General features: G+C 40.4%; 20 protein-coding genes. 14 read left to right on the top strand and 6 right to left on the bottom strand.

The genetic code is table 11. The features are described from left to right. Positions 1-35: 35 nt before the first annotated feature. Together ACGE0T_RS11610 and ACGE0T_RS11605 are read right to left on the bottom strand one after the other, a co-directional pair. Complete coding sequence (locus tag ACGE0T_RS11610) at positions 36-1,319, bottom strand: hypothetical protein (protein WP_459186801.1); 1,284 nt, start codon at positions 1,317-1,319, stop codon at positions 36-38. 24 nt (positions 1,320-1,343) lie between these two features. Continuing rightward, positions 1,344-2,540, bottom strand: coding sequence for a DUF4272 domain-containing protein (locus tag ACGE0T_RS11605; protein ID WP_459186800.1), 1,197 nt, complete (start codon positions 2,538-2,540; stop codon positions 1,344-1,346). Between the two features lie 85 nt (positions 2,541-2,625). Between ACGE0T_RS11605 and ACGE0T_RS11600 the strand changes: the two genes are divergently transcribed. Genes ACGE0T_RS11600 through ACGE0T_RS11590 form a run of 3 tightly spaced genes read left to right on the top strand, consistent with a single transcriptional unit; the run spans position 2,626 to position 9,333 of the window. Beyond that, positions 2,626-5,274, top strand: coding sequence for a DUF6493 family protein (locus tag ACGE0T_RS11600; RefSeq protein WP_459186799.1), 2,649 nt, complete (start codon positions 2,626-2,628; stop codon positions 5,272-5,274). Continuing rightward, the gene (locus ACGE0T_RS11595) at positions 5,271-7,970 is read left to right on the top strand and encodes a DUF6493 family protein (RefSeq protein WP_459186798.1); all 2,700 of its coding nucleotides are present in this window, start codon (positions 5,271-5,273) and stop codon (positions 7,968-7,970) included. The genes ACGE0T_RS11600 and ACGE0T_RS11595 overlap by 4 nt, the downstream gene beginning before the upstream one ends. A gap of 10 nt (positions 7,971-7,980) precedes the next feature. Next, entirely contained in the window at positions 7,981-9,333 is a 1,353-nt protein-coding gene (locus ACGE0T_RS11590; RefSeq protein ID WP_459186797.1) for an SWIM zinc finger family protein, read from the top strand. Positions 9,334-9,414: 81 nt separating this feature from the next. On the opposite strand, the gene ACGE0T_RS11585 is transcribed toward ACGE0T_RS11590, so the two are convergent. Together ACGE0T_RS11585 and ACGE0T_RS11580 are read right to left on the bottom strand one after the other, a co-directional pair. Beyond that, the gene (locus tag ACGE0T_RS11585) at positions 9,415-10,035 is read right to left on the bottom strand and encodes an outer membrane beta-barrel protein (protein WP_459186796.1); all 621 of its coding nucleotides are present in this window, start codon (positions 10,033-10,035) and stop codon (positions 9,415-9,417) included. Positions 10,036-10,082: 47 nt separating this feature from the next. After that, positions 10,083-10,916 carry a lipocalin family protein gene (locus tag ACGE0T_RS11580; protein ID WP_459186795.1) on the bottom strand — a complete coding sequence of 278 codons (834 nt, stop codon included), beginning with the start codon at positions 10,914-10,916 and terminating at the stop codon, positions 10,083-10,085. Between the two features lie 138 nt (positions 10,917-11,054). Between ACGE0T_RS11580 and ACGE0T_RS11575 the strand changes: the two genes are divergently transcribed. After that, positions 11,055-11,444: a helix-turn-helix domain-containing protein gene (locus tag ACGE0T_RS11575; RefSeq protein ID WP_459186794.1), complete on the top strand. Its 390-nt coding sequence runs from the start codon at positions 11,055-11,057 to the stop codon at positions 11,442-11,444. A 122-nt stretch (positions 11,445-11,566) separates the two neighbouring features. Here the strand turns inward: ACGE0T_RS11575 and ACGE0T_RS11570 are convergent, their stop codons facing one another. Then, a complete protein-coding gene (locus ACGE0T_RS11570; protein WP_459186793.1) occupies positions 11,567-12,727 on the bottom strand; it encodes an acyltransferase in 1,161 nt (386 codons plus the stop codon). A 129-nt stretch (positions 12,728-12,856) separates the two neighbouring features. Between ACGE0T_RS11570 and ACGE0T_RS11565 the strand changes: the two genes are divergently transcribed. Then, positions 12,857-13,468 (top strand): nitroreductase family protein, encoded by a 612-nt coding sequence (locus ACGE0T_RS11565; RefSeq protein WP_459186792.1) that lies wholly within the window; start codon positions 12,857-12,859, stop codon positions 13,466-13,468. A gap of 81 nt (positions 13,469-13,549) precedes the next feature. On the opposite strand, the gene ACGE0T_RS11560 is transcribed toward ACGE0T_RS11565, so the two are convergent. Beyond that, entirely contained in the window at positions 13,550-14,134 is a 585-nt protein-coding gene (locus ACGE0T_RS11560; protein WP_459186791.1) for an HdeD family acid-resistance protein, read from the bottom strand. 142 nt (positions 14,135-14,276) lie between these two features. On the opposite strand from ACGE0T_RS11560, the gene rfbA reads away from it, so the two are divergent. The 9 genes from rfbA (at position 14,277) to ACGE0T_RS11515 (ending at position 24,172) form a co-directional block, all read left to right on the top strand. Further along, positions 14,277-15,161 (top strand): glucose-1-phosphate thymidylyltransferase RfbA, encoded by an 885-nt coding sequence (rfbA, locus tag ACGE0T_RS11555; protein ID WP_459186790.1) that lies wholly within the window; start codon positions 14,277-14,279, stop codon positions 15,159-15,161. Positions 15,162-15,215: 54 nt separating this feature from the next. Next, positions 15,216-16,292 carry a GDP-L-fucose synthase family protein gene (locus ACGE0T_RS11550; RefSeq protein WP_459186789.1) on the top strand — a complete coding sequence of 359 codons (1,077 nt, stop codon included), beginning with the start codon at positions 15,216-15,218 and terminating at the stop codon, positions 16,290-16,292. A 58-nt stretch (positions 16,293-16,350) separates the two neighbouring features. Then, positions 16,351-17,502, top strand: a complete 1,152-nt coding sequence (gene gmd / locus ACGE0T_RS11545) for a GDP-mannose 4,6-dehydratase (protein WP_459186788.1) — start codon at positions 16,351-16,353, stop codon at positions 17,500-17,502. Between the two features lie 113 nt (positions 17,503-17,615). After that, positions 17,616-18,767 carry an OmpA family protein gene (locus ACGE0T_RS11540; protein ID WP_459186787.1) on the top strand — a complete coding sequence of 384 codons (1,152 nt, stop codon included), beginning with the start codon at positions 17,616-17,618 and terminating at the stop codon, positions 18,765-18,767. A gap of 163 nt (positions 18,768-18,930) precedes the next feature. Beyond that, positions 18,931-19,353 carry a Holliday junction resolvase RuvX gene (ruvX, locus tag ACGE0T_RS11535; protein WP_459186786.1) on the top strand — a complete coding sequence of 141 codons (423 nt, stop codon included), beginning with the start codon at positions 18,931-18,933 and terminating at the stop codon, positions 19,351-19,353. Between the two features lie 4 nt (positions 19,354-19,357). Then, positions 19,358-19,915: a peptide deformylase gene (gene def / locus ACGE0T_RS11530; RefSeq protein ID WP_459186785.1), complete on the top strand. Its 558-nt coding sequence runs from the start codon at positions 19,358-19,360 to the stop codon at positions 19,913-19,915. A 25-nt stretch (positions 19,916-19,940) separates the two neighbouring features. Then, positions 19,941-21,488: an acyl-CoA carboxylase subunit beta gene (locus ACGE0T_RS11525; protein ID WP_459186784.1), complete on the top strand. Its 1,548-nt coding sequence runs from the start codon at positions 19,941-19,943 to the stop codon at positions 21,486-21,488. Positions 21,489-21,511: 23 nt separating this feature from the next. Then, on the top strand, positions 21,512-21,844 hold the full coding sequence (locus ACGE0T_RS11520; protein WP_459186783.1) for an acyl-CoA carboxylase biotin carboxyl carrier protein subunit: 333 nt from the start codon (positions 21,512-21,514) through the stop codon (positions 21,842-21,844). 216 nt (positions 21,845-22,060) lie between these two features. Next, complete coding sequence (locus ACGE0T_RS11515; protein ID WP_459186782.1) at positions 22,061-24,172, top strand: tetratricopeptide repeat protein; 2,112 nt, start codon at positions 22,061-22,063, stop codon at positions 24,170-24,172. Positions 24,173-24,251 lie beyond the last annotated feature (79 nt).

Raw genomic sequence — 24,251 nt, 5'->3', positions numbered from 1 at the left:
CTTTATTTTAATAGCTGCAATGAAACATTGTAGTTTTATTGTATGGGAGCGAATATCTCTTTGGCTTCTCTTATAAGAGAAACCTGCTTGTCACCCAGAAACTTACAGCGTTTGTAAATACAGCTAAGCAATGATTGGTAGTTCTTGTGGTAAAATTCGGATACCCGGATGATACGGCGGTTGTTTTTTATCAAATAGGTATATTGATAATTACCTCCGCGGCTTTGCAGGACAGAGCGGGTGAAACCTTCCATCTCGGAAAGATTATAGGTTTTCTTTTTACCAAAACCGAAATAATTGCTAACAGATATATTGTTTCCGTTTATTTCTATTTTGGTTATGGAACGGCGCATTTCCCCGAATACCAGGCATATGACTACTATCAGCATGAATAGCCCCAACAATATGGAAGTATTGGCAAGGATATTGGAGAGTAACAAAAAAGCGAACAAAAGGAATACCATCGTTAACAAGAGTATCATATATGCTTTGAAACAAAATCTCGAACTTACAGTTCCGGCTACAACCGGACGATGGTCCTGTCTATAGATAAACAATGAAGCGACAGCAAAAACGATAAGCAGTCCCCATAGGTATAATGGAATGTTTTTGTTCCCATGCCCGATATCAAAAGAATAGGCTTCTACCGGATACGTTACTCCTCCGAATGTCAGGTTTTCCGGATACAGGCTATAGGTACCAGATTTATTGCTTCTGTATTTATAAGCGAATTTATATTGTTCTACGCCGTTTGTAGACGACTTTTCCATTTTGCGGCTAACTTGTAGCAAACCCATATGGGAGATGGACGGATATTCTTCATCCGGTTTGCTGTTGCAGGTGATAGTAAACCAGAACTCTTTTCCGGGTTGGGGATGTTCGGGGCTGACGGATAGCGTGCAGGTCACATGGCTGATCTCTTTTCCCGGAAAGACTTCTATGGTTTGCGAAGGGCAAGTATATTGTTTGCCCCCTATGATTGCGGTCGTTCCCGGAACAGTCACCATACCCGGATACAGGAAGCGGACTTTATAATAGAAACCCTCCTGTTGAATGTTTTTTTGTTCCCCATTGATAATTTGTAGTTGGGAGGTACTTGTCCGGTGAGGTTCGGTATCTATTACTTCAATGGAATCTCCCCATTCCGGCATTATAATTTTACTGACAGGCCTATTACTGTAATAATTGATATGGACTTCCTGAAGGGCTTGTATGTTTCCGGCAAAGCGGTCTACGTCCAGTGTAAACCGGACGCTATCGTTTTGCGCATAACCGTTTACAACCCATATAATGAATAACAGGTAGAGAAACTTCCTCATGTAAAATTTACTCGGTTTTATACATTAAGTATTCGGTTGTATATCGTCCCAGTCCGCATTATCGTTTGCTCCGATAATCCAGTTGAAGGCATAATGCCTTTCCACAACAACACCTCCGTCGAGAGATGCCGGAGCATCGTTTCCTTTGATACGGGCATCTACACAAGCCCAGTCGTAACGTAGTGTAAGGTCTGCCATATCCAGAATCTCCGTTTCGGGGCGGGCGAAACCTTTCGACATTAAGTCTGCAATGCCTTTAGATTGCCAGAAGATAGCGGCAAGGACGGGGACATCTATGATTTCGGATGGATAGGGTAACTCTTCCACAATACCGGCAGCCCATAGAAGCACACCGCAACATTCATATCGCCATACGAATTGTAAACAGGTTTGTTGTTCCGGTTCGGGGTCACTGATATAAGCTTTTTCATCAGGAGTCATCCATTTACCAGCATCATACATCTCATTTATTTTGTCAACATATTTCAGCGCTTCTTTGCGACTTGAATTTTCAGATAGCATAACTTCCGAATAAACCGATACGGCAAATAGTGCGGCAGCGCGTTGTACCATTTCTTCCCGGCTTCTTAAAACAGCTTCACTTTCCGATACTTCGCTGCGCAGATGCTCCATGAAAGGGATACCCATTTCTTTCAGGATGGCAATGGAGCGCTGGGTACGAGCTTTGTCCGCTTCTGTTTCTTCCGGACGTCCGGCATCCAGTAAATCTGCATTTGCAATAGGGGTAAAAGCTGTGAACTCGCTCTTTCCCTCGGTAGAAAACAGCAATTTACCTTCGCAGGTATAAATTTCCATATCCGGATAAAGGATAAAACCTTTTACATCTTCGGCAATACAATAAAAACAATGGAAAAGATAGTTGATACGGTCCTTGTCCTCATCGATACCGAAAGAAATGCCTGTTACACAGTTGAAACATTGTATCTGGTGAAGTACATCCTGTTTTAACTTTTCCTGTTCTGTTTCAACCTGGGCAAAAAAGTTTGCCATACCTCCGATATGTGAAGCTATAAAGTCAGGTTTGCTGCTCTGATGGCTCATATTGAAGATAATCTGTGTGTCGTCCAGTAGCGTCAAAGTAGTGGTTCCATCTTTGGTTCCGATACTTTTTGTTACTTCCTTGAAGTGTTTTTGGATGGAGGCGGGTATCCTTTCCGGATTACCAATTACGGTATAGAGAGTAAGAACTGCTTTTTCCATATGTGTTGAGTATTATACTTTATCCTACAAAGGTAGAATTTATTGAATTATAATTATATTTGTTATCGCACAAAATAGACTCGGCATGGAGAAAATAATAGAGTTGGTCGCAGCGAAAGATTATCGGAAGATATTAAACTGGGCTGAACAGTTGACAGAGAAGGAAAGAAAAGATGCTTTAGGTAAAATAAAGCAGGTGGATATCAGGCAAGATATTATCTCCCGGTTATATAAAGAAAATACCAACCAGGATTATACTTTATGGCGTAGTATCCTTCAGTTCATGAGTGTGACTTGTCTGCGTAATTGGGCAGATTATAAGAAAGATGCGGGAAATAATCTTTGTTGGTATATGCAGTCCCCTGAATTCGGGATAGAACCGCTGATTGCCTATTTCAAACTTTTTCCACCGGATTATCTGGAAAAGGTTCTTGATGTCTGGAAGAATGCCCGGCAGAACCATATCTATTTTCAGATGTTATGGGAATTGTATAAAAACGGTTGGGTTGCTTTTCAGGAAGAATTTTTTGTCAATTCCCTGTTTATTATTCAGATGTTTAACAGGGATGTTTCTAAAGATATAGATTATCTGGTTGCTAATCCGGAAACAATAGATAACGTATTGCTTCAATTCTATAAATATGAAATTCCCATGCTGGATATATCCAAATGGAAAACAGCTTCAGGGAAGGGTACTTGTGCAAAATGCTATGAGTATTGGGAAGAGGTATTCCGTATTTTATTGGAGCGCGGTATTATACACGACAGGACGATTGTACCGAATTTGTTGGGTACATTATCTTTTAATTGGAAAAAAGGGCATCTGGACTGGCATGTGCGAATGATAAAGATGTTTGAACCGACCTTGGAAGAACTGGTGGCCAATCAGAATTTATTATTTGCTGCCGCTTATTCGACAAATAATACGGTAATCAATTTTATTGTTCAGGAAATAAGTTCTATTTATAAAGATAACCGGTTTGATAGCCAAACATTTTTTCAGGCAATACCCGCTATCTGTACACATGAAAAATGTGACAAATCGATTATGCTTGTTTTGGACATAGCAGATTGGTTGTTGGAAAATAAAAAGGAAACGGTAGGTTTGGGTGTGTCTGTTGCGAATGCCCTTATACAACCATCGGAAAAAATTCAGGAAAAAGCTGCCGGCTTACTTTGTAAATATATTTCTTCGGAAGAACTACAGGCTGTAGTGGAACCTTTCAGGTCTTTTTTGAAGGAAAAGGCAAGGGCTTTATTGAGTGTTTCTACGGATATACCGGTGGAAGAGGATGTTGTTTATTTGCCGGAGCATACTCCTTTAATTGTTCCCGATACCTGGGAGAACTGGTTGTTTCATGTGGGGAAAACAATCGGAGCTTTAGAACCGGTGGATATAGAACTTTTTTATGAAGGACTGATACAAATACAGGAACAGATTCCGGATGATTATCAGTCCCAATTGAAACCGTTTACTAAAAAGTTATTCAGGCGGGGGAATGCTAAAGCAGCGTTGTTCCATTTGGCAGAGTTCTTTTATAATTGGTTTTCGGACGAATCTAAGTATATGGCTTATCCGGCATTGGACGCATATTCTCAGGAATGTGTTTTTCTGCGGAACAAGAATAAATGGGTATTGGATAAACTGAGCCGGAAAAGTAAGTTGCCTTTGCTTTCGACTCCGACACACAAGCCGTTCTTTGTTCATCCGGCCATTTTGGTAGAACGCATGCTTGCCTATGAAAAAGCTGGGGATGTTATCGAAATGGAAGATTTGCTGATTGCTTGCAACCGTATCTTGAAAGTTGAAATTACAGCAGATATACAAGAGCAAGCCAAATTACTGAAAGGCAAATATGCCGAAGCTGTCCGGTATTTATTCGGAATGACAGACCGTCTGTCTTTTGATGAGGAAACATTGCCCCTTTGGATACAGGTGGCACGTACCCGTAATCCGGATGGAGTCTTTACTGGATTTGAAAATACACCGGCGGCAGGTTACCCGACTGTTGTAAGGCCATTTGTTATCCCTTATGAAATCGAGCGAACTTATTCGGATGACAAAGTATATCATTGGGACCGGATTTTTTTGGAGGATAACTGGAATTATAATTGGTGGAAGAAAAATGAGCGGTCTTATCCCCGGTTATACTATTATACTGCTTTTAATGAGCCTGTCGCTGAATATTTTGATTGTCTGGAAACATTGTATTACCGGATCAGTCTTGTTCCCCATTATGCAGATCCCTGGTTATTGCGTTTTCTTCCTGATACCGTATCGGGAAATGAAGCGGACGAATTGAGGTATGGTCTGCTTCCGCTTAAGTTTCTTATGGATAACGGTATCAGGACACACCATAGCGGATGGATTTATATAGCTTGTTGTTTGCTGTTCGAGAAAAAAGAATCCCGCCAATTGGCCTCTTCTTATGTTCAGTTTGCCATCCAACAGGATTTTCTGGATAGAGAATATCTGATTGATTGTATCACACGTATGATATTACAACAGTTTGCTCCTATAAACCGTCTTACAGAGTTCTTTGAAGGCAATTATTCCCGTCCGGTGAAAGAATTCCAATTAAATCTTATAGCCAATTGTATTAAATCGGTAAATAAAGAGCACTTGCCGCCCAACTTTAAAAAGCTGGGCGGTTATTATAAGGAATTGGGAAGCCAGTTGGTACAAGAGCCGGATGAAGAGATTATGATAAAATTAAAAAGCTTAAAAAAATGATAGCAGAATTCTTTCGCATATATGAAAATGGTCAAAAAGACCAGTTGATTCCATTCCTGCAAAAACTGAATGAAAAAGAGAAGAATAGATTACTTCTGGAAATCAAGAGAAAGAACAAGAAGAAGGAAAGAGGAATGATGGCGGGGAAAACGGTCTGGCATGATGAGGTTGTGCGGATTTGTACTTTCGTGCTCTTTCCGGCTTCCAGTGTGAAACGGTTGCTGACGTTTGACCTGCCGGACGAACAAGTCATTGATGAATTACTGGAATGGTATTGTCCCGAATGGTTTTCTGACTATTATAATATGATGGAATATTCTATCTTGTCGTATCCGTATCTGGTGAAATGGACGCAGAAAGGATATTTGCAACCTTCCAATATTTTGATAGCCCGAAGTCTTTCGGCATCAGCACCGGATAAATTCGAAAAAGAGGGACAAGAAGAAGAGTTCCATCGATTACTCGAACAAAATGCAATCACCTTCGATGAACATATCTGGTATTTGTTCCAATATCCGTCGATTGTAGCATTCCGGGATACATGGTCTTTACCCTATGGCTCAAAAGAGGAGGGACTATGGGTGAAAGCGTTCAAGAAATATACTGCCAACGGGCGTATTAGCCGGCTGGAAGTATTAAGACAATGTATGAAGTCTGTACATAACGGGCTTGAAAAAGAGACAGTCAACTGGTTTGCGTCTTTATTTGCAGCATTGAAGCCACAACCCGAGGAGATTCTTGCCATCCAGGAGGATATGATGAGTGTCTTTACCGGTAAATTATCGAAACCTGTGAATGTCGTATTGAATGAATTGAAGAAGGTAGCGATTGATAAAGATTTTCATGCCGATACATTTATCTCTTACCAAATGGTTTTACTTTCTTCCGAAGTAAAGTCCATACTGCTCTCAACTCTTACCTTACTGGAAAAGATAGCCTGTTTCCATCCGGACGACAGGGTAAGGATTTGTAAAGGAGCGATGCTTGTATTCCTGAATAAGGATTTAACGCTTCAAAGCAGGGCGGCTACACTTATCGCGCAATATGGTAAGCATTATACGGAAGCAATCGGGGAAGCTTTATTACCTTATGCCGATATATTATTGTCTCAGGTGAGAGAATATTTATCTTTTTATCTGATCGGGAAAATACATCAACCGGAGCCGGAGGATGTGAATATCCCTGTGAATCCGGGTTTGATAAACGAAGATAACCGGATACCGGAGATACATGCTTTTGATGAGCTTTTATTTTTTCTTGCCGGGTTATTCGAAAGTAAAGAGCCTTATGTGATAGACCTGCTACCTGCAACCCTGATAAAATTGAACAAAGAGGTAACAGCCGCGAATGTAGGACAATTGGAGGTCGTATTTCAGAAAGTATATGATGCTGTCATGCAGCAACCTTTTTGGCATAGTTACGATTATCAGACAAAGGCATTTGAAAAAACTAATTTTCATTGGAATATTGGCTTGTATAAACATTTGATGGCGGCATTTTTGGTGGCGTATGGGCAATACCTGGTACGGAAATTCCCTTATGAAGCTGCATTTATCCAGAGCCTGCATGAGGAAACAGAGGAAAAAGACAGGCAAAATAAGGACCGGATTAGCTCTCTTTTTGAATATGATTATCTGATACGCCCTTTGGCAGACTGGAAAGGTGCCGAATATCCTATCTTTCGCCCGTATCATCGTATTATGATGCGTGCTTTATCATTTATAGAGCAGGGGACGGAGCTGGAGCTCCTATCCACACCGACCCATACGCCTTGCTGGATAGCTCCGGAGGTATTAAGAGAGCGCCTCGACCGGTACGTTTTGATGAAACAAAAACCGGAGAGTGCCGATTTACAACTTGCCTTTTCCCGTTGTCCGGATACAGTAAAAGGCGGCATAGACTATCCGGATAAGGATGTGAACATCAGTCAGCTATCTGAACATTTGAATACGTATTCCTGGAATATTGCTGATGAGAAGAGAAGTGATGCTTCTTATACGGAATATGCGGTTTTGGAAGTTCATATTCCGCCTTCCCCCTGGCAACAGACAGATAATATATATGCCTGCATTAGCGATGATCTCCGTTTATGTGTAGGAACTTGGGATTTCCGGTACTTTATCCAGTCGTATCCTTTGTGTACGGATATACCTTGTGCCCTGTTGGTAAAATACTATTTTGAATTTTCCCGGATACCGAATGCCGAGAACCGGGATATGCTGCTGCAATCTGTTATTGCACTTTATGATTTAAAAGTTGAGACGGGAGAGATGACTTCCCTTTTCCTGGCTTGTTGTATGCTTTGTTCGGAGAAAACAATTCGTACTTATGCAGCGGAAATTTATTTGGAACGTGCGGCAATGGATATGCTGGATATTGCCCGTTTGGGAAAGATTATAGGATATTTAGAAAATAGGGAGTGGGCACCTGTCAAACGTTTTCTCGATTTAATTGTCGATACTTTGCTAAATCAGGGGCAACAGGCAAACAAGCAACTGGAACTGTTGCTGGTATCCATCCTTTCACAAATAGAACGGCCTATCTTGAACCTGAAAAAATTATTGGAGATATACGATGAACTTATATATCGGAATAACTCTAAAGCCGATTTGGAACAAATTCCTCAGCTTCTCGTCTGGGAACAGGATGCAAACTTGAAGAAAGTGGTGAAGTTATTATTAAATGAGTCACGGTAAATTTATATAGATGGAAGATTTATTGACCTATCGGTATGCCGCACCCTCTGATTTAATTAAAAAGGGTGCAACAGAAGAACTGTTTTTATCTAAATATAGCGAGATACAGAAGAATACGGATGCTTCCTGTTTCTTTTGGGGGAATGTGGCAAACCCGTTTATCATGGCCCGTTGCCTGATTACGTTGGCAAACATAGTGAAGTCGAGCTTCAATATGTCGCCTTTCCAACTTTCCTTACTGAAAGACCCGATTGTGACAGCCGGGAATGACCGAATCCGTTTTGAAGGTTTTTCCCATTGTGCCGGAGTCTATGCAAGGGTGGATGTTTTACCTGATGGGTTAGACGGGGAATTTATAGAAAGCGGAACTACAAATGTGGATTTTAACCAGCCGATGCTTACGGCTCTGGGAGGAATACGCCAGGAAGAAAAAGTAATGCTTTCCGTTGGAAGAAAAGAAGTCGGATTGCATAAAGAAGGGGATAAAGTGATAGAACGTAAAGTCCCTCTGCCTGTGAAATGGATAAAAGGGCTGAGTACCGTGCAGATTTATTTGTCCAAAGCAGAGAAGGTTTATACTTTTAACCGTATACAAACTCAACTCCTTTTTCGTGGGATTCCAAAAGGGCAGGTAAAGAATGATTATTATCTGATAGTAAGAAACAATATGCCGGTATTCTCATCCGTCAAATCCCAATCCGGAATTTGTATCGGAGGTTTGCACCGTTTGCGTTTACTGGAACCGTTGCTTCCTTATATCGATACTTTGCAAGTATTCCCTCATCCGGATATGTTATCGACTACCTGGCAACTTTATTTCGGGAATATCCGCTTTAGTTTTTCCTTATCCCGCGAATGCTGGAGGGGTTTCTCGGGTGAAGGAGCAGCATTGGAGTCTTTGTTGGAAGAAGTATCAGACGAATGGGTGGAAGCTGTGGACAAATACGCATATGCTAACCAAGCTTTCAACCCGACACTGTTTGCCGTGAAAGAGAATCTTTCATTTTCTGACGCGGATGTTTTAACTGCACGTCTGGCTGCAATGGGGTTATTGGGATTTGATTTGGATGACAACCAGTTCTTTTATCGCCGTCTTCCCTTTAAATTAAGCCGCATTATGAGTCTGAATCCACGAATGAAAGGTGCGGAAAAGTTAATAGAAGAAGGCAAAGTGGAGGTAATAGCCAATACATCTTCGCGTGTGGAGGCCCGTGTAGAAGGTTCGGGAGTCCGTCATACTGTTATCCTTGATGATAAAAATGAGCGTTGTACTTGTGAGTGGTTTAGTAAATACCAGGGAGAACGCGGTCCTTGCAAACATGTATTGGCTGTAAAAAAATTGACAGGGTTTACCAAATCATAACCGACAAAAAACTACAGGCTTTCAATAACCTGTAGTTTTTTGTAAAACAATTTTACGGGTATATCCGGAATGATTTAAGCATCAGAAGTAATACATAAAGCCGAGAGTCGGCGCAATATTCAGGCTGAAATTAAAACCTGTGCTTGTATCACTGTTGTCATTGTCTTTGTTTACTTGGGATTCATAAGATAACTCGCCGCAGGAAAATATGATGCCCACTTTGGGAATCGGTTTAAATTCGAAACGTGCCAGTCTTACGCCCAGGCTGAAATCGGTTAATGTCGTTTCATTCTGTTTGCGTGTTGTGATATCTTCTTTATGTTTTCCTGTTGCAATACCAACAAAAGCCATCGGTGCATAATTGAATTTATCTCCCAGCGGTACATAGTAGATAACAGACGGTTCGATGACAAACTGGTTATTCCTTGAGTATAGTTTGTCGTCTTTTGTTTCTCCTTTCTCTTGTTTAGTACCTTTATAACCGATGCTGGTACCAATTGCTACCCGGTCGGAAACCATATAATGGAAAGACGGTAGAATCTCGAAAGATAGATTAGTCGGTTTATCTGTTTTTTCTTTTGCAATTTTGGTACTTCCTCCTGTTGTAGATACAGAAATGTTACCGCCAATAATAAATCGTTCTTGTCCGTACGTACAAATTGTTGCCAATAGCAAGATTGCCATGCAGATAATTTTCTTCATAACTTTATTTTTATAGATTAGTAAAAAAAATATGGGTTCCACTTACCTTATTTAGAAACCTTTTCAAAATAACTGGTTTCTTTATCTCCGTCCTGATGGGTGAATGTTACGACGAATTGTTTGCCGGTAAGTTTGATTACTGTATAAGTAATCGCTTCCGAATCTCTTACGCCGTTTTCTTTCATTGTAAATTTATGGCTGCTTTCCTTGTAGGTATAGGTTCCTTCTTCTATGTCTTCCGGATTAAAATCCTGCTTGATGGAATTCCATTCTTTTTGACGGAATATATAAGTTCCGTCAGTGTTCAGGGCCAATATATATTCGTCTTTGGAGAAAGTGACGGTTTCTTCACCAGTGTATTCCATTTTTGTCAGTTTCCATGTGCCGGGAATAGAAGCCTCATCCTCTACATCTTCATCGGGATTATCCAATTCTCCTGTCTTTTCGAAATAGTAAGTTTCCGTATACCCGTCTTCATCTGTGAGTTCCACCACTAATTGTTTGGATGTAAGTTTAACAATCTCGAAGATATTTATTTCATCGCCCCTGTTTCCGTTCTCTTTCATGGTAAGGGTCCCTTTATTCTCTTTATAAGTATATTCACCCTTTTCCACATACTCCGGATAAAAAGTTTGTGAAGAGGCATTCCATTCTTTTTGACGGAATGTGTAAGTTCCGTCAAAATCTAAAGTCAATATAAATTCGTCTTTGGAATAACTGATGACCTCTCCATCATCGTCTTCCACCTCTTGTAGTTTCCATATACCGCAAATGGCATCATCGCCACTTATGTCTGTGTCATTATCCTTATTACTGCATGAGGTAGTACCTAAAATTAAAATCACACCCAATAGCTTTAGTAGAGTAGACATTGTTTTCATAATTCGTAGATTAAATGAATAAAATTTCAATTTTATTTTGTTCCCTGCAAAGTTAAAGGAGGACCGGAGATGGTTATATCCACAATAATTACTACATTTGTCAAATATTCAAATAGTATTCTTCATTATTTTATTACAATGGTTGATGATTTAAAGAAATTAGTGGGCAGACGCCTTCAAATTCTTCGTTTGGAACGAAATCTTACACAGGAACAGATGGGTGAAATGCTAAGCCTTTCGACAAGTGCTTATTGTAAAATAGAATATGGAGAAACGGATTTGACTCTAACACGGTTAAACAAAATAGCTGAAATATTCAATATATCTGCGAATGAACTATTTAATCAATTAGATAATAGTATGTATGTGAATAAAGCAGAGAATTGTGGCTTCGTTGGAATAGCCAAAGACAGCAGTACGGTACGGGTCGATAATAACGATGATTTGCGGGAACTTGTAAAAGTGAATGCTAAATTAATCGATTCGGTTATAAAGAGATTGGATTTACTGGAAGAACGCATTAAATAAGCGTAATTCTTATTGAAATCCCATAGTGGGAGATATAAAAAAGCGAGGATATCTGTTTGCAGGTATCCTTGCTTTTTTACGTATTAGCAGGTAGGTATAACCGGTTTCCTACAATGAAATGATTATCCCATTAGGTATTTAGCTTTCTTTCCCATAACCTTGTAGATTATCGATACAATCAGCCAGGAAGTACCAAATGCAATAATGGCGGCAGCAGGTATCTGTATGCTAACTGGAATATTCATGGCACGTACCAGTAATACACAAGGTCCAGTGAAGAAATAATGTATCATATAAACCCCGAAGCCGCATAACGTCAGGTTTGCCAATGCTTTTTTTAACCATTCCGCATGGATGTTTACTTTTTTTGCAAGCATGAATACCGGAATTGTCATCATAACCACATTCAAAGAGCAGTAGTAGAAGAATAATTCCAGAAATTCTTCACTGTATTCCGGTAGAGATGTTACATAGCGGAAACCGAAAAATGTAACTGCATATCCGGTAATAAACATCGGAATACCGATAGCCAGTATTTTCTTTGTCGGCCATTCCAGTTTGCGAAGGAAATGCCCTAATAACAGGTAACCGTTGAATCCAGCAAAGGTATATAGCATATTGAATTCATTCCATGAACAAGCACCCCAGATATACGGATCTACAAATTGTTTGTAATAAGGCAATAGGGTAGTGACTCCCCAAGCAGCAAGGAACCATAATTTTGCTTTGTCGGATGCTTTTTCCACCCATGCGGAAAAGACCGGCATATATAAATATAAACCGATAAGCAGATATATATACCACATATGTACATCCAATAAAGAAAAGTTGAGTGGAATCTTGGCTATATTTTCTAATGAAATATTGAATGCCTGGAGAGTAGCTGCTTCACCGGAATAAGGGAAAAAGTCCAGAATGATTCTGGGATCCAGTCCCAGCACTCCGGTTATCCAGGGGAAAAGGTTATAAAGGACAGACCAGATAAGGAAAGGCCATAATACACGCAGGATACGTTTTTTGTAGAAAGTGGATGTCTCGCCGGTTATAGGCAATAATAATGCCCCGGTTATCATAACGAACAATGGGACACAAGGGCGTAGTAAAGCTCCGTAAGCAGCGCCCCAGAATTTGATTTCTCCGATATTGGGAGGAAGTGGTTCCGGATAGAAATTGAAAGGGTCGCCACAATGGCAACAAACAACGGTAAACATGGCTATAAAGCGAACAACATCCAGCCATACTACATGCTGCTTTTCTGTAGGAAGAGTTACATTTTGTACCATTTTGTGTTTTTAGGTATTACTTAAAAATAGGATATTAGTATTTGTTTTAAGTGTACAAAGATAATCTTTCTTCCTACATTTGCCTTTATGATTTATACGAATCTTTATAATGCATATATGTTGATGATTATGGAAATACAAAAGCACTTTGGATATGTAAAATGTTTTATTGTTGTATTCTGCTTGTTTTCGTTTGTGTCGTGTAAACAAGCAGAGAAGAAGACGGACAAAAGTGTTAATCCGACTATTGAGACGATTCTGAGCCGTAAGAGTGTACGTAAATATACCCAGCGTCCAGTAGAAAAAGAACGGTTGGAACTATTGGTTCGTGCCGGAATGGCTGCCCCTTCTTCAAGAGACCGCCGTCCCTGGGAGTTTGTGGTTGTGACAGACCGGGCTTTGTTGGATAAGTTGGGCGATGGGCTTCCTTTGGCACGTATGCTGAAAGAAACAAACCAGGCGATTATTGTCTGTGGGGATACGGTAAAGTCTTCCAATTCATGGTTCTTGGATTGTTCTACGGCTGCACAGAATATACTGCTGGCAGCCGAATCGATGGGACTGGGTGCTGTCTGGACCGCCGCTTATCCGTATCAGGAGCGTGTTGACGTAATAAAGGAAGTGGTGGGTTTGCCTGAACGGATCATACCGTTGACCGTTATTCCTATAGGATATCCAACAGGAGTGGAAAAGACAAAAGATAAATATAATCCGCAACAGGTACATTACAACGGATGGTAAGACTTTAATGCAAAAAAGAGCGGTACCAGGGTTCTGTTAAAGAACTGTATGGTATCGCTCTTTTGCCATTTTTATGTACACTTATTCTTTGTTTCCTTCTTTTTTCAGGTGTTTGTGCAAGCTCTTTAATTCGAAAGAGAGCATTACACGAAATACACCGATTATAAGTAATGTATATGCCATCATGTAAACCAGAGACAAAGCACCGAGTCCAGGTTGCCAGATGATGCCGAAGCTACATAAAATTGCCAGTATCCCGAAAACCATATACCAACCCCAATTTCTGGAACCATATCCTTTTAAATCCATCGCATATCCGGTGGAAGCAAATCCCCTGAACATTAACCAGAAGGCTACGATAAACGGTAGGACAGCCATGCTTAAACCAACATTAGCCATCAGGTAAATACCTAAAATCAAGTCGATAATACCACCGGCGAGATACCAGCCCCAACTTGAAATATTCTTTTTATTGCTAATAGCAAAAAGAATCTCCAATGTTCCGCTAACAAACATAGCGATGCTGAATAAAACACTTAATGCAATATACGTTGCAACAGGAGTGAACATCAGGCAGATGGCAATCAGGATATATAATAATCCTAATAATAGGGATACCCACCAGTTTTTTACTGCAAAAGTGAGAGTGTCTATTAAATCTTTCATATGAATTTAATTTTAATTATTTGTAGATTTATTTCATAACAAGCCTTTGGCAAGAAATGTTTCTTCCAGCAGGTGAAGTGAATTATTTTTAATACATTTGTCCTTTATTTAAAGTGGTAAATTAGAAATATAATATACTCATATGAAAGGTATTGTTTTAGCTGGAGGTTCCGGTACTCGTTTATATCCCATAACAAAGGGTGTTTCCAAACAATTATTGCCGATTTACGATAAGCCGATGGTTTATTATCCTATATCCGTATTGATGTTGGCCGGTATACGTGAAATCCTGATTATTTCAACTCCTCAGGATTTACCCGGATTTCGTCGGTTGTTAGGAGATGGAAGCGATTATGGAGTATGTTTTGAATATGCAGAACAGCCATCGCCGGACGGACTTGCGCAGGCTTTTATTATCGGTAAAGAATTTATAGGAAACGATTCGGTTTGTCTGGTACTGGGTGATAATATCTTTTACGGACAGAGTTTCACATCAATGTTGAGAGAAGCGGTGAACAATGCGCAGAAAGAACAGAAGGCAACTGTATTCGGTTATTATGTAAATGATCCGGAACGTTATGGCGTTGCCGAGTTTGACAAAGACGGAAATGTATTGAGTATTGAAGAGAAACCGGAGATTCCTAAATCGAACTACGCGGTAGTCGGACTTTATTTCTATCCGAATAAAGTGGTGGATGTCGCTAAATACATCAAGCCTTCTGCACGTGGAGAGTTGGAGATTACAACCGTGAACCAGGAGTTTTTGAAAGAGAGTGCTTTGAAGGTTAAATTGCTGGGACGCGGTTTTGCGTGGTTGGATACTGGCACGCATGATTCCCTGTCCGAGGCTTCTACATTTGTGGAAGTGATTGAAAAAAGACAGGGATTGAAAGTTGCCTGTCTGGAAGAAATAGCTTTTCGTAACGGTTGGATTAATGCTGGGCAACTGAAAGAGATAGCCAAACCGATGAGTAAGAACCAGTATGGACAGTATTTGTTGAATCTGGTAAAAGAAAAGAATAAATAAGCGGTTGGATGGCAACCGCAAATTAAAAGATCTGTTTTACAGAAAGGTTTTGTGATGAATAAAGAGAGTAAAATATTCGTAGCAGGTCATCGTGGGCTGGTAGGTTCTGCTATTCTTAAAAATCTAAAGGAACGCGGATATACGAATTTTGTGCTCCGGACACATTCGGAGCTGGATTTGACAAACCAACAGGCTGTAGATGATTTCTTCACTTCGGAGAAACCTGAATATGTATTCCTGGCTGCTGCCCATGTGGGGGGTATTATGGCAAACAGTAAATATAGGGCTGATTTTATATATATCAACCTGATGATTCAAAACAATGTTGTCCATGCTTCCTATGCAAATAAGGTAAAGAAGTTGTTGTTTTTAGGCAGTACTTGTATTTATCCGGGGAATGCTCCCCAGCCGATGCCGGAAAGTTGTTTGCTTACATCGCCATTGGAATATACCAATGAGCCTTATGCAATTGCGAAGATTGCAGGTATTAAGATGTGTGAAAGCTATAACCTTCAGTTTGGTACGAATTATATTGCGGTGATGCCTACCAACCTGTATGGTCCGAATGATAACTTTAATTTGGAGACATCACATGTTATGCCTGCTATGATCCGTAAAGTTCATCTGGCTAAATGCCTGCATCAGGATAATTGGGATGCCTTAAAGAAGGATTTGGATAAACGTCCCGTAGAGAATATATCCGGACATTCATCCCGTCGGGAAATATTGGATATACTTGCCAAATATGGAATCTATCCGGGTAAGGTGGAGCTGTGGGGCACAGGAGTACCGCTTCGTGAGTTTTTATGGAGCGAGGAAATGGCAGATGCTTCTGTTTATATTATGGAACAGGTTGATTTTACAGATGTCCGTCCGAAAGGAAAGGATGTTCGGAATACCCATATTAATATAGGTACGGGAAAAGAACTTTCCATAAAAGAGCTGGCATGGCTGATTAAAGACAAAGTGGGCTTTGATGGTGAAATTGTTTTTGATTCGTCCAAGCCGGATGGTACGCTTCGGAAACTGACGGATGTAAGTAAGTTACATGAGTTAGGTTGGCATCATACTATTGAAGTGGAAGATGGCGTGAAGCGTTTATATGATTGGTATTTGGATAGCGATAATTAATAAGAACGGTTGATAATGAATACGTGAATTGTTCATTGTTAATGAAAATCAATGCGATATGAGTAAAGTTGCTTTAATAACCGGAATAACCGGACAGGATGGTGCGTATCTGGCTGAATATTTAATAAAAAAAGGATATATTGTACATGGTATTAAACGGCGTTCTTCAATGTTTAATACAGATCGTATAGACCATATTTATCAAGACCCTCATGTGGAAAACCGTAATTTTATTTTGCATTATGGGGACTTGACAGATAGCTTGAATCTGACCCGTATCATTGGTGAAACGCAGCCGGATGAGATTTATAACCTGGCAGCAATGAGCCATGTGAAGGTGAGTTTCGATACGCCGGAATATACAGCGAATGCCGATGCCTTAGGAGTATTGCGTATCCTGGAAGCTGTCCGTTTATTGAATCTGGTATCCAAAAGCCGTATCTACCAAGCATCAACTTCCGAATTGTATGGTTTGGTGCAGGAAGTCCCTCAAAAAGAAACTACTCCTTTCTATCCGCGTAGCCCTTATGCCGTAGCTAAACTATATGGTTACTGGATTATGGTGAACTACAGGGAGGCTTATAATATGCATGCATCCAATGGTATTTTGTTTAACCATGAATCACCTTTAAGGGGTGAAACATTTGTTACCCGTAAGGTTACCCGTGCCGTTTCCCGTATAGCAATGGGCATGCAGGATAAGGTTTATCTGGGTAATTTATCGGCAAAACGTGATTGGGGACATGCAAAAGACTATGTACGCGCTATGCATGCCATCCTCCAGCAGGATAAACCGGATGATTATGTAATAGCTACAGGTATTACTACCACTATCCGCGAATTTATTCGTATGGCTTTTTCTGAAATCGGCGTGGAAATTATTTTTAGAGGCGAAAATGTTAATGAGGTCGCATTATTAAACTATATTGACGAAAATGTGTTTATAAAAAAGGTAGGTGAAGCTTACCTCGAGAAATTTAAAACAAGAATAGGGCAGGAAGTAGTAGGTGTTGATCCTCAGTATTTTCGCCCTACAGAAGTTGAATTGTTGATCGGTGATGCCACAAAGGCACGGACTTGCTTGGGCTGGGAACCGAAATACGATTTACCCGCATTAATAGAGGATATGATGGCAAATGATATTAAGTTGACAAAAAAAGAATCTTATCTGAGAGAAGGCGGATATAAAATTTTAAATTATTTCGAGTAAAGCAAAACCATTATAGCAATAATTTGTTATAATTAGAAAAAGAGTTACTTTCGCGCCTATTAAGCGTTTTTAGTTAAGAAAATTAATTGTTTAATTTAATAATGTTGATGAATATGAAGACAAAAGTATTACTTTTTGCTTTGTTATCAGGTTTTGTTTTCTCTGCCGCTGCGCAGGAATTTCAACCACAGGTGGGATATAGCACAGAACCGGGTTATAAAACAAACTTTAAGAAAAACAGAGCACGTGATAATTGGTTTATATCAGTTGCCGGTGGTGCCAGTATTTTATTAGGCGACCAGAATGATAAGGCTCAGTTTAAAAACCGTTTGAACTTTGCACCTCAGTTATCTTTCGGTAAATGGTTCAATCCTTATTTGGCATTCCGTGTACAGTTTAACGGTGGTGTCTTACATGGTTTTGAAGGTGATAACGCTCAGTTTATGCAACATAATACGTATGCCGCTGCTCACGCAGATTTGCTATGGGATGTGACAAATTTCTGGGCTCCTTATAATGAAAAGAGAGTGTTCCGTTTGATTCCTTGGATTGGTGTCGGTTATGCACAGCGCTTTAAAACTCCGGATGATAACAGAGGTATTCCGAGAAGCGAATCTCCTTCATTGAATGCTGGTATCTTGACAGCTTTCCGTTTGAGCAAACGTGTAGATTTGAACGTTGAAATCCAGGGTTCTTTATTGAACGAACAGTTTAACCGTGTTCAAATGGGTAAATTATCTGACGGTATCGTACAATTGAGCGCAGGTTTGACATTCAAATTGGGTAAGACTGACTTTGAAGTTCTTCAACCGATGGATTATGCATTGCTGAACGACCTGAACGGTCAGATTAACTCTTTACGTGCAGAAAACGACCAGTTGAGCAAACGTCCGGTTTCTTGTCCGGAATGTGAAGAAGTAGTTGCTACTGAAGTTGTAAATAATTATGTAGACAATATTGTATACTTCCGTATCAATAGCGCTAAGATAGATAAGAACCAGCAGATTAATATCTACAATACTGCTCAGTTCATGAAGAATAACGGTACAGCTATCAAGGTGATTGGCTATGCAGATAAAGACACCGGTTCAGCTGAATACAATATGGCTCTTTCTGAAAAACGTGCTAAAGCCGTTGCTAAAGAACTGATGGATAAATACGGTATATCTTCTAACCAGATTACAGTTGAATGGAAGGGTTCTGATGTTCAGCCTTACGGAACAAACAACTGGAACCGTGTTGCGATTATGTCGGTTAACGAATAATTCATTCATATATTATAAGTATAGATTGGGGAATGTCCGTTTGGGCATTCCCTTTCTTTTTGTTGTTTTTAATCAGCTGTTTAGGTAGTAAAGTGGCATTTCGCTGCACACTTTTTATGTATATGTGTAATTATAATTTGAATTTGTGTTATCTTTGTGCCCGATGGGAAGAATTATAGCAATTGATTATGGTCGGAAACGAACCGGTATAGCTGTAACAGATACGTTACAAATGATAGCGAATGGTTTGACCACAGTACCGAGCGGGGAGCTAGTGAAGTTTCTCACAGATTACATATCCCGTGAACCTGTGGAACGTTTTGTAGTCGGGCTTCCCAAACAAATGAATAATGAACCCTCGGAAAACATGAAATATGTGGAAGCTTTCGTTACACATCTGAAACGTACCCTTCCTGATATACCCGTAGAATATTATGATGAGCGTTTTACTTCGGTATTGGCACATCAAGCAATGTTGGATGGAGGGGTAAAGAAAAAGAAAAGACAGGATAAAGGACTGGTGGATGAAATCAGTGCCACAATTATCCTGCAATCATATTTGGAAAATAAAAAATATCAGTTATAAAGTTATGATTTTACCAATATATCTGTACGGACAGCCCGTATTGAGGAAAGAAACCGAAGTGGTTCCTAAAGACTATCCTGAATTGAAACAGTTGATAGCAAATATGTTTGAGACAATGTATAATGCCGATGGAGTAGGACTTGCTGCTCCCCAGGTTGGTTTATCACTTCGTTTGCTTGTTATTGATGCTGATGTTATGGGAGATGATTTTCCGGAATGTAAGGGTTTCAAGCGTGCAATGGTCAATCCTGAAATTGTAGAAAGCAGCGAAGAAGAAATAGCAATGGAAGAAGGATGCCTGAGCTTGCCGGGAATCCATGAAAAAGTTTCACGTGCCAAAACCATACGTGTAAAATATCTGGATGAAAATCTGGAAGAACACGATGAAACAGTAGACGGGTTTGCAGCCCGCGTTGTACAACATGAGTGCGAACATTTGGGCGGACATGTATTTATTGATAATATCTCAGCGATCCGCCGTCAGTTGAATAAAGGAAAACTAAATGGTATAATTAAAGGTACAGCCCGTTGTTCATATAGAGCAAAAGCGGTTGGAAAATAATTGGAACTCTATTAAATAAATGAGTATGACAGATTTAAGTAAAAACATTCAGACCCTCAGAGAAAAGAAAGCCGTTGTAGAGATGGGTGGAGGCGAAGCTGCTATTGAAAAGCAGATTGCAATGGGTAAACTTACAGCCCGTGACCGTATTCTCTCCTTGTTGGATAAAAATTCTTTTCATGAATACGACTTGTTCGTGAAGCATGATGGCCGTGATTTTGGTATGGAGAAAAAAGACCTGCCTGGTGATGGTGTAGTTACAGGTACCGGTACTATTTTCGGTGCCCCTGTTTGTATCTATGCACAGGACTTTACTGTAGCCGGTGGTTCGCTCGGTTTACAGCATGCCCGTAAAATCACTAAGATCATGGATCACGCACTGAAGATGAAATGTCCGATTATCGGAATCAATGACTCGGGTGGTGCTCGTATTCAGGAAGGTGTAGGTGCATTGGCTGGTTATGGCGAAATTTTCTATCGTAATACAATTGCTTCCGGTGTTATTCCTCAGCTTTCTTTGATTCTTGGTCCTTGTGCCGGTGGTGCTGTTTATTCTCCGGCTTTGACAGACTTCGTATTCGTGGTTGAAAATATCTCTAAGATGTTTATCACCGGTCCGAATGTTATCAAGACTGTATTGGGTGAAGATATTTCTATGGAAGATCTGGGTGGTGCACGTGTTCATGCTGAAATAACAGGTAATGCTCACTTCTATGCAATGAGTGAACAGGATTGTTTCGAACAGGTTAAACGTTTGGTTAGCTTCATTCCTTGGAACAACCAGGAAAAAGCAAAAGCTATCGAACCGAAAGAACCGTCTGCAATGTTGAATATCGAACAGGTTGTGCCTGCCGATCCGAAACAACCGTATGATGTTCGTGATGTTATTAAATGTATTGTTGATGATTCTGACTTCCTGGAAATTCAGGAACTGTGGGCAGCCAATATCGTAATAGGTTTTGGCCGTATGGGTGGTGAAACTGTAGGTTTTGTAGCCAACCAGCCGATGGTACTTGCCGGTGTATTGGATTGCGACAGTGCTGATAAAGCTGCACGTTTCATTCGTTTCTGCGACTCATTCAATATTCCTATTATTACTTTGGAAGATATGCCGGGTTATCTGCCGGGTGTAGACCAGGAACATGCAGGTGTGATTCGTCACGGTGCAAAAGTCTTGTATGCTTATTCTGAAGCTACAGTTCCAAAGATTACAGTTATCTTGCGTAAGGCTTATGGTGGTGGATACATCGCAATGAACTCCCGTCACCTGGGTGCAGACTTTATGTTTGCATGGCCTTCTGCAGAAATTGCTGTTATGGGACCGGAAGGTGCTGCTAATATTATTTTCCGTAAGGAAATCATGGAAGCAGAAGATCAGAATGCAATGCGTCAGGAAAAGGTAAAAGAATATATTGAGAAGTTTGCCAACCCGTTTGTGGCAGCCTCCAAAGGGTTCATCGATTCTGTTATCGAGCCGAAAGAAACACGCTCATTGTTGCTTCATGCGCTTAAACTTTCTATATTGAAAGAGGAATACAGACCGGCTAAGAAGCACGGATTGCCTCCGTTCTAATTAACCCTGTAAAATTTTTGAATATGGAACAGAAAGAGAAAGATAACGAATATGTAGATTTTGTAGTAACTGCACGTAAATATAAAACACTGCTGACTACAAAGTATAAAAACCGTAAAGTCTGGCATAAGCCCTTTATCGGTGATGTGATTTCTCATCTTCCCGGTACAATCGTAAAGTTGGAAGTTAAGCAAGGGCAGGAAGTTGAAGCCGGTCAGTTGCTTTTGATTCACCAGGCGATGAAAATGTTTAATCGGGTGGTAGCTCCGGTTGCAGGAGTGGTAACTGAAGTGAATGTGCAGGAAGGTGATAAAATTCCGAAGGATCATTTGATGGTTAAGATTGAACCGAAGTAAAAGCGGTTTGTAATATAATAGAAAGGTTGCGTTAAAGCATGTTATATGCTTATAAACGCAACCTTTTCGTTTATATGGGCTTTTGTTCTGGTGGCGGAAGGGACTCTAAGGATATTTTCACTATTTCTTATTTTCATTTCCCGGTTAAATGTTTATTTTTGTCGGTTGGAAGCAAGGAACTATAAGTGCTGCTTTTTAAACGATTAAGATGATCAGATGAAAAAAATACTTTTCACGCTGTTTTTAGCGATATCTTCATTCTCTTTATTTGCACAGATTAATACGGATCGTGTGCTGGCGATAGGACGTAATGCTTTGTACTTCGAAGATTATGTTTTATCCATTCAATATTTTAACCAGGTCATCAAATCAAAACCCTGGTTGGCGGAACCTTATTTTTACCGTGCGGTAGCAAAAATAAATCTGGATGATTTCAAGGGTGCCGAGGAAGACTGTTCTTTATGCCTTCAGCGAAACCCTTTTTTAGTGCAGGCGTATTATGCTCGTGGGATAGCGCGGCAGAGCCAGGAAAAATATGATGAAGCAATTGCCGACTATCAGAAAGGGTTGGAGTTTAAACCGGAAGACCGGCAGATGTTGGTTAACAATGCAGTAGCTTATATTCAAAAGAAAGATTATAAAGGTGCGGAAAAGGCATTTGATGTCTTATTGGCTGCACATCCTAAATATTCGATGAGTTATCTGACACGTGGAGCCATGTATACGGAAGAAGGTGACACAGTGAAGGCGCTTGCCGATTATGATAAGGCAATCAGCATAGATCCTTATTACGCTCCTGCTTACGGTAACCGTGCGATTCTGTTATACCAGATGAACAACCTGCAAGGGGCTTTATCTGATTTGAATGAAGCTATCCACCTGAATACCCGTGAGAGCGGTTTTTATATCAACCGTGGTTTAGTCCGTTTCCAGATGAATGACCTGCGTGGTGCAATGGCAGATTATGACCAGGTAATCAGTATGGACAGCCAGAATCTGATAGCTCGTTTTAACCGTGGTTTGCTTCGTGCACAAGTTGGTGACAACAACCGTGCGATTGAAGATTTCGATGTCGTATTGCAGCTCGAACCGGACAACTACATGGCATATTATAACCGTGCCTTGCTTCGTTTTGAAACCGGTGACTATCAGGGTGCTGTTGCCGATTATAATGTAGTGCTTACTCAATATCCCCGTTTTATTCCCGGATATTACAGTCGTGCTGATGCCAAACGTAAAATGCGTGATGAAGCCGGAGCCGACCGTGATTACTGGACTGCCTACAATATGGAACAAGAGATGCGGAAAGAGCGTGAGAGCGGGAAGACCGGAAATGCTACGGCCTCTGCATCGGGAGCTAACTCATCGTCTGGACAAAACAAGGAAGATAAAACCCGTGAACAATCCGATAAGAATATCGATAAATTCAACCGTCTGGTGGTCTACGATAAAGAAGAGGAACGTAAGAGCAAATACCAGAATGAATTTCGCGGACGTGTACAGGATCGTAATGTCCGTGTGGATCTTGAACCGCAGTTTATCCTGACCTATTATGAAAAGCTGGATCCGGTTAAGAAACTGGTTTACTATGACAAGACCGTAGAAGAGTTTAACCGTCGTATGTTTTTGTCGCATAAGTTGAGAATTACAAATGAAGAAGCTGCCTTGACAGAAGATCAGGTAGCAGTCCATTTCGCTTCTATTGATAATTTCTCGGCAAAGATAGAAGCCGATCCGAAGAATGCAGATGCTTATTTCGGGCGTGCAATCGATTTTATGTTAGTTCAGGATTTTGCAGAGGCTATCAAGGATTATTCGAAAGCCATCGAGTTGAATCCCGACTTTGCAATGGCCTATTTCAACCGGGCTGTAGTGCGTTATAAACAGTTAGACTACGAGCAGTCGCAAGCAACCAGCATAGAGAATGACTTGTCGAACCTGAGTATGAATCTGACTATAGGCAAGACTTCTCCCTCTGTTGTAAATAATCAGGCGACAGCCCAGGTAAAAGATAATAAGAGAGCTTACGAACACGAAATGATAACCCGGGATTATGATATGGTAATCAAACTGAATCCGGGTTTTGTATATGCTTATTTCAACCGTGGAAACCTGCGTTGTGCACAGCGGGATTTCAGGGCTGCAATTCTTGATTATAATGAAGCTATCCAGCGTGATCCTGAATTTGCAGAAGCCTATTTTAACCGTGGGCTGGCACGCTTATCATTGGGAGATGCCAACCGGGGTATAGCCGATTTGAGTAAAGCCGGCGAGCTGGGGATTATCAATGCCTATAGTATCATCAAACGTATGACTACTTCTAATTGATAATCGGATCTATAGAAAAAAGTGTGTATTTTTGAAAACAATTCATATATGTTTCGGATTTAAAAGATGTATGTTTTGA

The organism is Parabacteroides sp. APC149_11_2_Y6 (assembly GCF_054506995.1).
This window is presented reverse-complemented; position numbering and strand designations above follow the sequence as displayed.

Bases quoted from the DNA above. Each gene is read 5' to 3' on its own strand.
- ACGE0T_RS11580 (WP_459186795.1), bottom strand. From the start codon at position 10,916: ATGAAAACAATGTCTACTCTACTAAAGCTATTGGGTGTGATTTTAATT.
- ACGE0T_RS11570 (WP_459186793.1), bottom strand. From the start codon at position 12,727: ATGGTACAAAATGTAACTCTTCCTACAGAAAAGCAGCATGTAGTATGG.
- ACGE0T_RS11610 (WP_459186801.1), bottom strand. From the start codon at position 1,319: ATGAGGAAGTTTCTCTACCTGTTATTCATTATATGGGTTGTAAACGGT.
- ACGE0T_RS11540 (WP_459186787.1), top strand. From the start codon at position 17,616: ATGAAGACAAAAGTATTACTTTTTGCTTTGTTATCAGGTTTTGTTTTC.
- ACGE0T_RS11560 (WP_459186791.1), bottom strand. From the start codon at position 14,134: ATGAAAGATTTAATAGACACTCTCACTTTTGCAGTAAAAAACTGGTGG.
- ACGE0T_RS11590 (WP_459186797.1), top strand. From the start codon at position 7,981: ATGGAAGATTTATTGACCTATCGGTATGCCGCACCCTCTGATTTAATT.
- ACGE0T_RS11525 (WP_459186784.1), top strand. From the start codon at position 19,941: ATGACAGATTTAAGTAAAAACATTCAGACCCTCAGAGAAAAGAAAGCC.
- ACGE0T_RS11565 (WP_459186792.1), top strand. From the start codon at position 12,857: ATGGAAATACAAAAGCACTTTGGATATGTAAAATGTTTTATTGTTGTA.
- ACGE0T_RS11600 (WP_459186799.1), top strand. From the start codon at position 2,626: ATGGAGAAAATAATAGAGTTGGTCGCAGCGAAAGATTATCGGAAGATA.
- ACGE0T_RS11605 (WP_459186800.1), bottom strand. From the start codon at position 2,540: ATGGAAAAAGCAGTTCTTACTCTCTATACCGTAATTGGTAATCCGGAA.
- ACGE0T_RS11550 (WP_459186789.1), top strand. From the start codon at position 15,216: ATGAATAAAGAGAGTAAAATATTCGTAGCAGGTCATCGTGGGCTGGTA.
- ACGE0T_RS11585 (WP_459186796.1), bottom strand. From the start codon at position 10,035: ATGAAGAAAATTATCTGCATGGCAATCTTGCTATTGGCAACAATTTGT.
- ACGE0T_RS11575 (WP_459186794.1), top strand. From the start codon at position 11,055: ATGGTTGATGATTTAAAGAAATTAGTGGGCAGACGCCTTCAAATTCTT.
- ruvX (WP_459186786.1), top strand. From the start codon at position 18,931: ATGGGAAGAATTATAGCAATTGATTATGGTCGGAAACGAACCGGTATA.
- ACGE0T_RS11595 (WP_459186798.1), top strand. From the start codon at position 5,271: ATGATAGCAGAATTCTTTCGCATATATGAAAATGGTCAAAAAGACCAG.
- gmd (WP_459186788.1), top strand. From the start codon at position 16,351: ATGAGTAAAGTTGCTTTAATAACCGGAATAACCGGACAGGATGGTGCG.
- ACGE0T_RS11515 (WP_459186782.1), top strand. From the start codon at position 22,061: ATGAAAAAAATACTTTTCACGCTGTTTTTAGCGATATCTTCATTCTCT.
- rfbA (WP_459186790.1), top strand. From the start codon at position 14,277: ATGAAAGGTATTGTTTTAGCTGGAGGTTCCGGTACTCGTTTATATCCC.
- def (WP_459186785.1), top strand. From the start codon at position 19,358: ATGATTTTACCAATATATCTGTACGGACAGCCCGTATTGAGGAAAGAA.
- ACGE0T_RS11520 (WP_459186783.1), top strand. From the start codon at position 21,512: ATGGAACAGAAAGAGAAAGATAACGAATATGTAGATTTTGTAGTAACT.